This window comes from Marivita sp. GX14005, from assembly GCF_023370775.1.
In the GTDB taxonomy this organism is placed as follows: Bacteria; Pseudomonadota; Alphaproteobacteria; order Rhodobacterales; family Rhodobacteraceae; genus Marivita.
The window spans coordinates 139,101-151,247 of sequence record NZ_JAMCCQ010000003.1 but is presented as its reverse complement, the minus strand read 5'-3'; the positions used below and the strand labels follow the sequence as shown (position 1 = coordinate 151,247).

Here is a 12,147-nt window from a genome sequence, read left to right as displayed (position 1 = left end):
AAGAGGGCAGTCTGTCACATGCGACAGGATCGTCCTGCGACAGGATGAACCACCAACGCCCCGCGCGGTTCCAAAGAAAAAGGCGAGCCGCGCGGCCCGCCTTTGACGTTTCGAGTTGTGGCGCGGATCACTCCGCCGCGATCTTGTCCTCGCTGGCGAGGTTGCGCAGCACGTAATGCAGCACGCCGCCGTTTTCGATATATTCGATCTCGATCCCGGTATCGATCCGGCACTTGAGCGTGATCTCCTTTTCCGTGCCATCGGCATAGGTGATCGTGCAAGGCACTTCGGCCAAAGGCTTGATCGTGTCCAGCCCGTGGATCGAGACGGTTTCCTCGCCGGTCAGCTCCAGCGTCTTGCGCGTGTCGCCGCCGGTGAATTCGAACGGGATGACGCCCATACCGACGAGGTTGGAGCGGTGGATGCGCTCGAAGCTTTCGGCGATCACCGCCTTGACGCCCAGCAGCGCGGTGCCCTTGGCCGCCCAGTCGCGGGAGGAGCCGGCGCCGTATTGCTCGCCGCCGAAGATCACGAGCGGCGTGCCCTGCTCCTGATAGGCCATCGCCGCATCGAAGATCGACATCTGATCGCCATTCGGACCCTTGGTGTAGCCGCCTTCGACATTGTCGAGCATCTCGTTACGGATGCGGATATTGGCGAAGGTGCCGCGCATCATCACCTCGTGATTGCCGCGCCGAGAGCCATAGGAGTTGAACTCCCGCACCGGCACTTGCCGTTCGCGCAGGTAGACGCCGGCGGGCGTGCTTTCCTTGAACGACCCGGCAGGGCTGATGTGGTCGGTCGTGATCATGTCGCCCAGAAGCGCCAGAACCTTCGCGCCCTCGATATTCTCGATATCGCGGGTCTCCATCGTGATACCCTGGAAATAGGGCGGGTTCTGAACGTAGGTCGAGGAGGGCGGCCAATCATAGGTCTTGGCATCCGTGGTCTCCACGCTCTGCCATTTCTCGTCGCCCTTGAACACATCGGCATATTTGCTCTGGAACGCCTCGCGGGTGACGGTCTTTTCGACCAGCTCGGCAATTTCGGACTGGCTCGGCCAGATGTCCTTGAGATAGACATCGTTGCCGTCCTGGTCCTGCCCCAGCGGTTCATTGGCGATATCGACATTCATATCGCCGACCAGCGCATAGGCCACGACGAGCGGCGGCGAGGCGAGGTAGTTGGCGCGCACGTCGGGCGAAATCCGCCCTTCGAAGTTGCGGTTGCCGGACAGGACGGACGTGGCGATTAGGTCATTGTCGTTGATGCACTTGCTGATTTCCTCGGCCAAGGGGCCGGAGTTGCCGATACAGGTGGTGCAGCCATAACCGACGAGGTTGAACCCGATGGCATCGAGATCGTCCTGAAGCTCGGCCGCTTCGAGATAGGCCGACACGACCTGAGAGCCGGGCGCGAGCGAGGTCTTGACCCAGGGCTTGCGGTTCAGACCCTTCTCGCGTGCCTTGCGCGCGACAAGCCCGGCGCCGATCATCACGTAAGGGTTCGACGTGTTGGTGCAGGACGTGATCGAGGCGATCACGATGGAGCCGTCATGCAACTGGTAATTGCCATCCTCGGACTGCACGAAACCGCGCTTGTGATGGCCCTCGTCGCCCGGAATTTCGGTGGGTTCGGGCTGGCCGCCTTCGCCTTCCCAGCGGATCTCGGCGGTTTCGGTCGCGTCCTTGCCCTCGCGAATACCCTTTACGTATTCCCCGAACGCCTTGGAGGCCTTGTCCAGCGCAATGTAATCCTGCGGACGTTTCGGCCCGGAAATCGCCGGCACGATGGTGCCCATGTCGAGATGCAGCGTGTCGGTATAGACCGGCGCGTAATCGGCATCGCGCCACATGCCGTTCGCCTTGGCATAGGCTTCGACAAGCTCGATCCGTTCCATGTCGCGGCCCGTGGTCTTGAGATAGCGCAGCGTCTCGTCGTCGATCGGGAAGAAACCGCAGGTTGCGCCGTATTCGGGCGCCATGTTGGCGATGGTCGCGCGATCGGCCAGCGGCAGGTTGTCGAGCCCCTTGCCGTAGAATTCGACGAACTTGCCGACCACGCCCTTCTCGCGCAGCATTTCCACGACCTTGAGCACCAGATCGGTGCCGGTGGTGCCTTCGGTCATCTCTCCGGTCAGCTCGAAGCCGACGACTTCGGGAATGAGCATGGAAATCGGCTGGCCCAGCATCGCGGCCTCTGCCTCGATCCCGCCGACACCCCAGCCCAGAACGGCGGCGCCGTTGACCATGGTGGTGTGGCTGTCGGTGCCGACCAGCGTGTCGGGATAGGCGACCTGCTCGCCGTTCTGGTCCTCGTCGGTCCAGACTGTCTGCGCCAGATATTCGAGGTTCACCTGGTGGCAAATCCCGGTGCCCGGCGGCACGACGCGGAAATTGTTGAACGCCTTTTGGCCCCATTTGAGGAAGGTATAGCGCTCCATGTTGCGCTCGTATTCGCGGTCCACGTTCATCTGGAAGGCGCGCGGATTGCCGAATTCGTCGATCATCACCGAATGGTCGATCACCAGATCGACCGGGTTGAGCGGATTGATCTTTTCCGCATCACCGCCGAGCGCCACGATCCCGTCGCGCATCGCGGCCAGATCCACTACCGCCGGAACGCCGGTGAAATCCTGCATCAGCACGCGGGCAGGGCGGTAGGCCAGTTCGACCTCACCCTTGCCGCCATTCTCGGCCCAGTCGGAGAAGGCCTTGATATCGTCCACGGTAACCGTCTTGCCATCCTCGAAACGCAGCATGTTTTCGAGCACGACCTTCAGGCAGGCCGGCAATCTGGAGAATGTTCCCAGCCCCGCCTCCTCGGCTGCCGGGATCGAATAATAGGCGACGGACGTGCCGCCCGCTGTCAGGGACTTGCGGGTCTTGGCTGTGTCCTGACCAACTGTGATGGGCATGACAGGGCTCCTCAAAGCTATGGATAAAAGGGCGATCTGCCAGCTATGTGCCTCATGCCCCCGCGCCGATCAAGGGGGGTGCGGCGATTTTGGTATACTATTGCACACAATTTCGCCGATGCATCGTTCGTCGCGCAGTTCGCAGGCTCTCGCAAAACCTTGATTGGTTATTTCAGCGCGCTCTGGCTAAGTCTGCTTGGGCGAAACGGGACGGGACACGGACGGCATGAGGACGATCCTTGCGGCAATGATGGCTCTGACGCTTGGCATGGGCGGGGCGCAGTTGCGCGCAGGCGACACGCCGGTGGTGGTCGAGCTTTTCACCTCGCAGGGCTGCTCCTCCTGTCCCTCGGCGGACGAGATGCTGGCGCATCTGGGTGCGAAGGAGAACGTGATCGCGCTCGCGCTGCATGTCGATTACTGGGATTACATCGGCTGGAAGGACAAGTTTGCCCACTCCGCCTTTACGAAGCGCCAGAAGGGCTATGCGCGCGCCTTCGGTAATCGTTCGATCTACACGCCGCAGATGGTTGTGAACGGCACCGCCGATGTGGTCGGCAACCGCCCGCTGGAGGTGGCCGATCTGGTGCAGGCGCAGGCCGAGCGCGGCCTCCCGGTCTCGCTCGATCTGACGCGATCGGGCGGCGCGCTGTCTGTGGCGGCCCCGGCGAATGGCGGATTGCCCGACGCCGATGTGTTCGTGCTGCGCTATATCCCCAGCCAGACCGTGGACATTCCGCGCGGCGAGAATGCGGGCAAATCCATCACCTATACCCATATCGTCACGGAATGGCACGATATCGGCGATTGGAACGGTCTGGACGATCTGTCCCTGTCGGTTCCGATCTCTGGCGATCAGCCCATCGTCGTTCTGGTGCAGGCCAAGAATCACGGCCCCATCTTCGCCGCCGCCCGCTTGCGCTGACGGCGCGGTTTCCAGCGGCGGTGAATCCAGAACCATTGTTCGGGATGGGCGCGGATCTGGGCCTCGAGCCGCCGCGTCACCTCGCGCATCATTTCCGCCGGGTCGCCATGCGGCACGGGCGCTTCGAACACCGCCTCGAAAGAAATGCCGTCGGGTTTGCGGATGCCGAAGAACGGCACCAGCAGCGCGCCGGTCTTGATCGCGATATCGGCCGCCGAGGTCAAGGTCGGAGCGGGTTGGCCCATGAAATCGATCGGCACGCCCGCGCTGTCATAGACATCGAACAGCAGCACGCCCATGCCGCCGCCGCGAATATGGCGGATCAGGCCCATCGTTCCGCGCCTCCCCTGTTCGAAGACCGGATCGGACAGCGCGTGCATATTGGCGGCGTAGTGGGCGTTGAAGAAGGGGTTGGCCATGGGGCGGTATAGCCCGCCGATCCGGTATCCCCGCGCCACCAGCGCCGCGCGCGGCGCTTCGAAATTGCCGAAATGGCCGGTCACGAAGAGCACGGGCCGCCCCTCGGCGCGGGCCTTTTCGATCTCAGCGACGCCCGCACCGGTGATCGGCGCAGTCTCCATTCGGGCCATAAGCCCTTCGGGATCGTAATTATCGATCATCGTGCGTCCGGCATTGTCGGCCACCAGATCGGCGATCCGCCGGCGCTTGGCCTCGGGCATGTCCGGCCAGATATGGGCCAGATTGTCCATCGCCCGCTTACGGTAGCCCGCCAGCGGCGCCAAGAGATGCCGCACCAACCGCCCCATCAGCCAAAGCCGCGCCCGAAGGGGCAGGCGCAGGGCGCCCCAAATCGCGGCGCGCAAAAGGCGATCCGTCAGCCAGTCCTGCCAACCGCCGGGGGGCCGTTTGTTCTTCTTTGCCACTGAAACCACGTCTGAAACCTGGGCGCCAAGCGCCTTCGAAGGCACTTGATACGCGATTTCGGAATCGCGTGTCAAAGCCCCGGCTTGCAAGCGCGGCGCGGGCGGGCATATGACAGGCGACAATAACGGGGAGGAACTGCGATGAAGATCGGATCGGACACGGTCGCGCTGGTGACCGGAGGCGCGTCGGGGCTTGGCGCGGCGACGGCCGAGATGCTCGCCGGCGCGGGCGCGCATGTGGTGCTTCTGGATCGTGACAGGGCGGCCGGGGAGGAGCGCGCCAATGCCCTGCGCGGCACGTTCATCGAAACCGATGTCAGCGATGCCGGAGCCGTCCGCGCCGCGCTGGAGCGGATCGCGGATGAGCGGGGCGCGCTGCACATCGCCGTCAACTGCGCCGGGCTCGCGCCCGCTGCCAAGACCGTCTCGAAAGGCGCGGCGCATGATCCCGCGCTCTTCGCCAAAACAATCGGGGTCAACCTGATCGGCACGTTCAACGTCGCCAGCCAGGCCGCCGCGATGATGGCGCGGAACGACCCGCTCGATGCGGACGGCACGCGCGGCGTCATCGTCAACACCGCCTCGGTCGCCGCCTATGAAGGGCAGGTCGGCCAGATCGCCTATGCCGCCTCCAAGGCTGGCGTGGCGGGCATGACGCTGCCGATGGCGCGCGATCTGGCGCAAACCGGCATCCGCGTCTGCGCCATCGCGCCGGGGCTTTTCCGCACGCCGATGCTCGAAGCATTGCCGCAGGAGGTGCAGGACAGCCTCGGCGCGCAGGTGCCGTTCCCCTCGCGGCTGGGCGCCGCGCCGGAATTCGCGCAGCTGGTGCGACATATCGTCGAAAACCCGATGCTGAACGGGGAGGTGATTCGCCTCGATGGTGCCATCCGCATGGCGCCGCGCTAAGTTCCGTCCAAACCACGAAAGCGAGCCTTCCCATGTCCTTCGACGCGATCATCGTCAGCCACGGCCAGCCTTCCGATCCCGAAACCGGCGAGGCTGAAATCAAGCTGCTTGCCGAGGCGGTGGCGCGGCACGTTCCGCGGGCGCGGATCGAGGGCGTGACCCTCGCCGCGCCGGGCCGCATGGAAGAGGCGAGCGCGGCGCGCCCCGGCGCGATGATCTACCCGCTGTTCATGGCCGATGGCTGGTTCACGCAAGTCCAACTGCCCAAACGCCTCGCGCCCGGGGCAGGCCCGCAGCTTCCCAGCTTCGGCATGGATTGCACCCTGCCGGCGCTGGCGGCGCGCTGGGTGCGCGAGGTCGCGGCGTCCAACGGGCGCTCGCCGCAGGAAACCGATCTCGTCATCGCCGGTCACGGATCGGGGAAATCGCGCCGCGTGTCGCAGGCCACGGAGGCTTTCGCCGACAAGGTGGCGGCGGACCTGAACCCGCGCTCCATCCGCTGCGGCTATGTCGAGGAGGAGCCGTCGCTCGAATCGGCCCTCACCGGGCTGGACGAGACCGCGATCTGCCTGCCGTTCTTCGCCGCACGGCGCGGCCATGTGCTCGATGATCTGCCCGAAGCCGTGGAGGCGGCCCGGTTCACCGGCACCGTGCTCGATCCCATCGGACTCCACCCCGATGTGCCGAAGCTGATCGCCGATGCGCTGGCATGGCGCGCCACGCGGCAGGACGCGTGAAATCGGCGAAAATGGTAGGCCCGGCAGGACTTGAACCCGCAACCAAAGCGTTATGAGCGCTCTGCTCTAACCAATTGAGCTACAGGCCCGCCATGCCCGTTTCCCTAGCAGAGTGCCCGCGCGCGTCAAGAGGGCCGGGCGCGGCGATGGACTTGCCCGCGCCGCTGCGCTAAGGGCTGCGCAACTTTCGAAAGGTGGCGCGATGACGGACGAAACTGGCGGGATCACCTACAGGCAGGCGGGCGTCGATATCGACGCGGGCAACGCTCTGGTCGAGCGGATCAAACCGGCGGCAAAGCGCACTGCGCGGCCCGGCGTGATGGCCGGTCTTGGCGGCTTCGGCGCGCTTTTCGATCTGAAGGGCGCGGGCTACCGCGATCCGATCCTCGTTGCGGCCACCGATGGTGTCGGCACTAAGCTGCGCATCGCCATCGACACCGGCCATGTTGGCGGCGTGGGGATCGATCTGGTCGCCATGTGCGTCAACGACCTGGTGTGCCAGGGCGCGGAGCCGCTGTTTTTCCTCGATTATTTCGCAACCGGCAAGCTCGACACCGACAGCGCGGCGCAAGTGATCGAAGGCATCGCCGAAGGCTGCGCCGCCTCGGGCTGCGCGCTCATCGGCGGAGAGACCGCCGAGATGCCGGGCATGTATCCCGCGGGCGATTTCGATCTTGCGGGCTTTGCCGTCGGCGCGATGGAGCGCGGCGCGGATCTGCCAAAGGGCGTGTGCGAAGGCGATGTGCTCATTGGCCTTGCCTCCAGCGGCGTTCATTCCAACGGCTACAGCCTCGTGCGCAAGCTGGTCGAGGTCTCCGGCCTCGGCTGGGACGCGCATTGCCCCTGGGGCGAGGGCAGCCTCGGCGCCGCGCTGCTGACGCCGACGCGGCTTTATGTGACGCAGGTTCTGGCGGCGATCCGCGCAGGCGGCGTTCATGCGCTTGCGCATATCACCGGCGGCGGGCTGACGGAAAACCTGCCGCGCGTGTTGCCGCAAGGCCTCGGCGCGCAGATCGACCTGTCGGCATGGGACGCCCCGCCGGTCTTCGACTGGCTCGCGCGCAGCGGATCGCTGGACGAGGCGGAAATGCTCAAAACCTTCAATTGCGGCATCGGCATGGTGCTCATCGTCGCAGAGGACCGCGCGGACGCCCTGACAAACCTGCTGCGCGATACCGGCGAAACGGTCCACCGCATCGGCACGGTGACCGAAGGGCAGGGCATCCACTATTCCGGCACGCTTTTGTGACCAAACGGGTCGCGATCCTGATCTCCGGCGGCGGGTCAAACATGGTCGCGCTGGCTGATGACATGACCGGCGATCATCCCGCGCGCCCGGTTCTGGTGCTGTCGAACCGGCCCGATGCAGGCGGGTTGGGGAAGGCCCGCGCGCGCGGCATTTCCACTTGTGTCGTCGATCACCGCCGCTTCGGCGCGGATCGCGCCGCGTTCGAGGCCGAACTGACCCATGTGCTGGAGCAAGCCAGCCCCGACATCATCTGCCTCGCCGGATTCATGCGCGTCCTGACCGAAGGTTTCGTGACCCGCTGGCGGGGGCGGATGCTCAACATCCACCCCTCGCTGCTGCCGAAATACAAGGGGCTGGACACCCACGCCCGCGCCATCGCGGCAGGCGACACCGAGGCGGGCTGTTCGGTGCATGAGGTCACGGCGGAACTCGATGGCGGGCGCGTCCTGGGGCAGGCGCGCGTGCCGATCCTTCCCGGCGACACCCCCGACACGCTCGCCGCGCGGGTGCTGGTGCAAGAGCATCGGCTTTACCCGCTGGTCCTGCGGCGCTTCGCCACCGGTGACACGGCGCGCGTCGAATTGCGCTGATCCCGCGCGCCGCGCTTTTCACTGCGCCGGTTTCGCGATAGGGAAGCTCGAAAAATCATATCCGAGCGAACGATCCCATTATGAAAACCATAAAGACCACGTCCGAACTGGCCGAGTTCTGCGCCCGCGCGGGCGAAACCGATTACATCACCGTGGATACGGAATTCCTGCGCGAACGGACCTATTATTCCAAGCTCTGCCTGATCCAGTTGGCCTACCGGGGAGATGGCGAAACCGATGCGGTCCTCGTCGATCCGCTGGAAGGCGAGCTGTCGCTCGAGCCGCTGCTCGATCTCTTTCGCGATCCCGGCACGGTCAAGGTGTTCCACGCCGCGCGACAGGATCTGGAAATCTTCTATATCGACCACGGCGTCATCCCGCAGCCCCTCTTCGACACGCAGGTCGCCGCGATGGTCGCCGGTTTCGGCGAACAGGCCGGCTACGAGACGCTGGTGCGCAAGATCGCCAAACAGCCGCTCGACAAATCCTCGCGCTTCACCGACTGGTCGCGCCGGCCGCTATCGGACAGCCAGAAAGCCTATGCGCTGGCGGATGTGACGCATCTTCGGCAGATCTACGAGTTTCTGCGCAAGAAGCTGGCCGATACAAGCCGCGACAAATGGGTGGCCGAGGAAATCGCCACGCTTCTGGCACCGGAAACCTATGTGACGCACCCCGAAGATGCCTGGAAGCGCGTCAAGACCCGCTCCAATTCGCCGCGCTTCCTTGCCATTGTCCGCGAACTCGCGCGGTTCCGCGAATCCTACGCGCAGGAGCGCAACATCCCCCGCAACCGAGTGTTCAAGGATGACGCGCTGGTCGAGCTGGCCTCGACCAAACCGAAGGACATGAGCGATCTCGGCAAATCGCGCCTGCTGCTGCGCGAGGCGCGCAAGGGCGATATCGCCAAGGGCATTCTGGAGGCGGTGCAACGCGCGCAGGATCTGCCGAAGGACGACTTGCCCGAAATCGACAATGGCAAGCAATCGGTTCAGGTGAACCCGGCGCTCGCCGATCTGCTGCGCGTGCTGCTCAAGGCCAAGACGGATGCCTCGGGCGTTGCCTCGAAACTCGTGGCAACGGCGTCGGATCTCGATGCGTTGGCTTCGGGAGACCGCAATATCGCCGCGCTCAGGGGCTGGCGGCGCGAGGTTTTCGGCGCCGATGCGCTGCGCCTGTGCGAAGGGCGCGTCGGACTTGCCGCCAAGGGCAAACAGGTCCAGATCGTCGATCTGTGATCGCGCCGGTCCTTATCGGCGCACCGTCCGCGCGCTCTGTGCGCCGCGCACGGTGATGCTGCGAATGCCGCGCAGATCCTGATCGGTGATCCAGCGCGCCGCCGTCACCTGCCGTGCCTGCGGTCCCACGCCGCGCGGCCCGGCCTGTTGCAGGGCGCGCATGTCCAGAACGATCGCATCTTCCGTGCTCGCCGCCTCATCGACAATCAGCCTCACATCGAACGGACCGGCCCGGCTGGCCACGCCGGTCGCCCGGATGATGGCCCCACCCGGGCGCGGCTCGATCGACAGCTCGGCGATATCGGCGATATGCCGCCCGGTAAACGCGTCCGGCTGTGTGCGCCGGAAAATCGACATCCGGCGCGCTGGAATGAGCGGATTGGTCGCGCTCTCCGCCGGGTTCAGCGCCGCCGGGTCGGGCTCGGACGGGCCGAACCAGTTGACCGGGTTGAACCGCGACTCGCTGATCGTGCCGCACCCGGTCAGGGCGACCACGGCCACCATCGCAAGCATCCCCGTTTTGCGCATCGCTCTTCCCTCCGCCGAACCGCCCCAGCCGTAACCGATTGCGCGCGCGTTGAAAAGCGCCTTGCCCGCTCTGGACCTTTGCGCCGCGGCTCACTACGTCTCGCCCGAACGGCGAAATAAACCGGAGAGTGTCATGGCCAGCCCAGCTTTCGAAGAGATCGTGGAGGATTTCGAATTTCTCGACGATTGGGAAGATCGCTATCGCATGGTGATCGAACTCGGCAAGGCGATGGATCCGCTGCCCGAGGCGCTGAAAGTGCCGGCGACCAAGGTCGAAGGCTGCGCCAGTCAGGTCTGGCTGCACCCGAGGGTCGAAGAGGGCGCGCTGCATTTCGAGGGCGAGTCGGACGCGATGATCGTCAACGGGCTGATCGCGGTGCTGCGCAAGCTCTATGACGGCCAGCCCGTCCCGGATGTCATCGCCACCGATGCGCGCGCCGAACTGGCGCGGCTCGGCCTCAATGAACATCTCTCGGCGCAGCGCTCCAACGGCCTGCGCGCGATGATCGAACGTCTCAACAGCTTCGCGCGCGAGAACGCAGCCTGAGCCGCGTCCCTTCTCTGTTTCAAAAATATCTCGGGGAGCGCGAGGGGCTGGCCCCTCGCTGGCAAGAGGTCAGCCGCCGGTGTGGCTCATGTGGCGCGAGACACGCCCATCGACGCTTTGCCGCGAATAGTCGAAATCATGCCCTTTCGGCTTCAGCGCGATCGCGGCCCGGATCGCCTCTTCGAGCGGCGCATCGCTGCCCGGATGGTTGCGAAGCGCCGCGCGCAGATCGGCATTGTCCTCCTGGCCCAGGCACATGAAAAGCTCGCCCGTGCAGGTCAGCCGCACCCTGTTGCAGCTTTCGCAGAAATTATGGGTCAGCGGCGTGATGAAGCCGATCTTCTGACCCGTTTCCTCGATCCGCACATAGCGCGCCGGCCCCCCGGTGCGTTCGGGCAGATCGGTGAGCGTATATCGCTGCCGTAACTCATCGCGCAGATCGCTCAGTTTCCAGTATTGGCCCAGCCGGTCCTCATTGCCGATATCGCCCATCGGCATGACTTCGATGAAGGTCAGATCCATGTCGCGTGCCGCGCACCATTCGGTGAGGGTGAACAGCTCGTCCTCGTTGAACCCCTTGAGCGCGACCGTGTTGATCTTGACCCGAAGCCCCGCCCGCTGCGCCGCGTCGATGCCCCGCAAGACCTGCGGCAAGCGCCCCCAGCGCGTCACATCCGCGAATTTCGCCTCGTTCAGCGTGTCGAGCGAGACATTCACCCGCCGCACGCCAGCGGCGTAAAGATCATCCGCGAAACGGGCGAGTTGCGAGCCGTTCGTCGTGAGCGTCAATTCCTTGAGATCGCCGGACTCCAGATGGCGAGACATGGCGCGGAAGAATGTCATGATATCGCGCCGCACCAAAGGCTCCCCGCCCGTGATGCGCAGTTTCTCCACACCCAACCGCACGAAGGTCGAGCAAAGCCGGTCGAGCTCCTCCAGCGTCAGAAGCTCTTTCTTCGGCAGGAAGGTCATGTTTTCGGACATGCAATAGACGCAGCGGAAATCGCAGCGATCGGTGACGGAGACGCGCAGATAGGTGATCGCGCGCTGGAAGGGATCGATAAGCGGTGTCATGCGCATGAGACTAGTCATTCGGGCCGGGCTGGGCAAGTATGGCGGCGCGATAGGCAACGAAACCGAGCGGGAGGGACCATGCGAAATAGGATTGGAATTCTGGGGGTTGCGGTGATCCTCACCGGCTGCGCGCAGCTCGCACCCGAGCCTGAGGCGCCGGTCGACGCGGCCACGCGCCCGCAATCGCGCCCGGCGGCGGAACGCCGGCCGCCTGCATCGGCGCGCACGGCCGAGCAATTCGACACCACGACCGAGCAGGAGCGCGCCGCCGCCGCGCAACCTGCGAGCGCCGGCGGCGCATCGCTCGGCACGACGACCGCCTCTCTGGGCGATCCCGCACGGCCGGGCTTCTGGATCGAAACGCCGCTTGTCTCGGATCCGGGAACCGGGCGGGTGGTCTCGCCCAAGACGGGGAAATCGTCGCAGGTCGATCTCATCCCCATCGACGGTCCGAAAACCGCAGGCAGCCGCCTGTCGCTAGCCGCGATGCGTCTTCTGGAGGTGCCGCTCACCGATCTGGCCGAGGTGCAGGTATTTTCCGGCGGCTAG

Annotated in this window: 12 protein-coding genes and 1 tRNA gene; 8 read left to right on the top strand and 5 right to left on the bottom strand. The window is 65.0% G+C overall.

Translation table 11 applies throughout. From position 1 onward, the window contains the following. Positions 1-127 precede the first annotated feature (127 nt). Entirely contained in the window at positions 128-2,917 is a 2,790-nt protein-coding gene (gene acnA, locus M3465_RS10900; protein ID WP_249501773.1) for an aconitate hydratase AcnA, read from the bottom strand. A 226-nt stretch (positions 2,918-3,143) separates the two neighbouring features. Here acnA and M3465_RS10895 point away from each other — a divergent pair, with 226 nt between their 5' ends. Next, positions 3,144-3,842 carry a DUF1223 domain-containing protein gene (locus M3465_RS10895; protein WP_249501772.1) on the top strand — a complete coding sequence of 233 codons (699 nt, stop codon included), beginning with the start codon at positions 3,144-3,146 and terminating at the stop codon, positions 3,840-3,842. Here the strand turns inward: M3465_RS10895 and M3465_RS10890 are convergent. Beyond that, positions 3,806-4,735 (bottom strand): lysophospholipid acyltransferase family protein, encoded by a 930-nt coding sequence (locus M3465_RS10890; RefSeq protein WP_502846112.1) that lies wholly within the window; start codon positions 4,733-4,735, stop codon positions 3,806-3,808. The genes M3465_RS10895 and M3465_RS10890 overlap by 37 nt on opposite strands. 132 nt (positions 4,736-4,867) lie before the next feature. Between M3465_RS10890 and M3465_RS10885 the strand changes: the two genes are divergently transcribed. Together M3465_RS10885 and M3465_RS10880 are read left to right on the top strand one after the other, a co-directional pair. Continuing rightward, complete coding sequence (locus tag M3465_RS10885) at positions 4,868-5,635, top strand: SDR family NAD(P)-dependent oxidoreductase (protein ID WP_249501771.1); 768 nt, start codon at positions 4,868-4,870, stop codon at positions 5,633-5,635. Positions 5,636-5,667: 32 nt separating this feature from the next. Next, positions 5,668-6,372 (top strand): sirohydrochlorin chelatase, encoded by a 705-nt coding sequence (locus M3465_RS10880; RefSeq protein ID WP_249501770.1) that lies wholly within the window; start codon positions 5,668-5,670, stop codon positions 6,370-6,372. Between the two features lie 12 nt (positions 6,373-6,384). Here the strand turns inward: M3465_RS10880 and M3465_RS10875 are convergent. Continuing rightward, positions 6,385-6,461: transfer RNA gene (locus tag M3465_RS10875), tRNA-Ile, on the bottom strand. A gap of 113 nt (positions 6,462-6,574) precedes the next feature. Here M3465_RS10875 and purM point away from each other — a divergent pair. The 3 genes from purM to rnd all read left to right on the top strand — a co-directional run bounded on the left by purM (position 6,575) and on the right by rnd (position 9,449). Next, positions 6,575-7,621: a phosphoribosylformylglycinamidine cyclo-ligase gene (gene purM, locus M3465_RS10870; RefSeq protein ID WP_249501769.1), complete on the top strand. Its 1,047-nt coding sequence runs from the start codon at positions 6,575-6,577 to the stop codon at positions 7,619-7,621. Next, positions 7,618-8,211, top strand: a complete 594-nt coding sequence (purN, locus tag M3465_RS10865; RefSeq protein ID WP_349305037.1) for a phosphoribosylglycinamide formyltransferase — start codon at positions 7,618-7,620, stop codon at positions 8,209-8,211. The genes purM and purN overlap by 4 nt, the downstream gene beginning before the upstream one ends. An 80-nt stretch (positions 8,212-8,291) precedes the next feature. Continuing rightward, a complete protein-coding gene (gene rnd, locus M3465_RS10860) occupies positions 8,292-9,449 on the top strand; it encodes a ribonuclease D (RefSeq protein WP_249501768.1) in 1,158 nt (385 codons plus the stop codon). A 12-nt stretch (positions 9,450-9,461) separates the two neighbouring features. Here rnd and M3465_RS10855 read toward each other — a convergent pair whose 3' ends face one another. Then, positions 9,462-9,977: a hypothetical protein gene (locus M3465_RS10855; protein WP_249501767.1), complete on the bottom strand. Its 516-nt coding sequence runs from the start codon at positions 9,975-9,977 to the stop codon at positions 9,462-9,464. 133 nt (positions 9,978-10,110) lie between these two features. Between M3465_RS10855 and M3465_RS10850 the strand changes: the two genes are divergently transcribed. Continuing rightward, on the top strand, positions 10,111-10,524 hold the full coding sequence (locus M3465_RS10850; protein WP_249501766.1) for a SufE family protein: 414 nt from the start codon (positions 10,111-10,113) through the stop codon (positions 10,522-10,524). Between the two features lie 69 nt (positions 10,525-10,593). On the opposite strand, the gene moaA is transcribed toward M3465_RS10850, so the two are convergent. Continuing rightward, positions 10,594-11,598 (bottom strand): GTP 3',8-cyclase MoaA, encoded by a 1,005-nt coding sequence (gene moaA / locus M3465_RS10845; RefSeq protein WP_249502005.1) that lies wholly within the window; start codon positions 11,596-11,598, stop codon positions 10,594-10,596. A gap of 78 nt (positions 11,599-11,676) precedes the next feature. Here moaA and M3465_RS10840 point away from each other — a divergent pair, with 78 nt between their 5' ends. Continuing rightward, complete coding sequence (locus tag M3465_RS10840; RefSeq protein WP_249501765.1) at positions 11,677-12,147, top strand: hypothetical protein; 471 nt, start codon at positions 11,677-11,679, stop codon at positions 12,145-12,147.

What these genes read in the sequence shown, in the direction of transcription:
- acnA (WP_249501773.1), bottom strand. Translation starts at nt 2,917, where the DNA reads ATGCCCATCACAGTTGGTCAGGACACAGCCAAGACCCGCAAGTCCCTG.
- M3465_RS10895 (WP_249501772.1), top strand. Translation starts at nt 3,144, where the DNA reads ATGAGGACGATCCTTGCGGCAATGATGGCTCTGACGCTTGGCATGGGC.
- M3465_RS10885 (WP_249501771.1), top strand. Translation starts at nt 4,868, where the DNA reads ATGAAGATCGGATCGGACACGGTCGCGCTGGTGACCGGAGGCGCGTCG.
- M3465_RS10880 (WP_249501770.1), top strand. Translation starts at nt 5,668, where the DNA reads ATGTCCTTCGACGCGATCATCGTCAGCCACGGCCAGCCTTCCGATCCC.
- purM (WP_249501769.1), top strand. Translation starts at nt 6,575, where the DNA reads ATGACGGACGAAACTGGCGGGATCACCTACAGGCAGGCGGGCGTCGAT.
- rnd (WP_249501768.1), top strand. Translation starts at nt 8,292, where the DNA reads ATGAAAACCATAAAGACCACGTCCGAACTGGCCGAGTTCTGCGCCCGC.
- M3465_RS10855 (WP_249501767.1), bottom strand. Translation starts at nt 9,977, where the DNA reads ATGCGCAAAACGGGGATGCTTGCGATGGTGGCCGTGGTCGCCCTGACC.
- M3465_RS10850 (WP_249501766.1), top strand. Translation starts at nt 10,111, where the DNA reads ATGGCCAGCCCAGCTTTCGAAGAGATCGTGGAGGATTTCGAATTTCTC.
- moaA (WP_249502005.1), bottom strand. Translation starts at nt 11,598, where the DNA reads ATGACACCGCTTATCGATCCCTTCCAGCGCGCGATCACCTATCTGCGC.
- M3465_RS10840 (WP_249501765.1), top strand. Translation starts at nt 11,677, where the DNA reads ATGCGAAATAGGATTGGAATTCTGGGGGTTGCGGTGATCCTCACCGGC.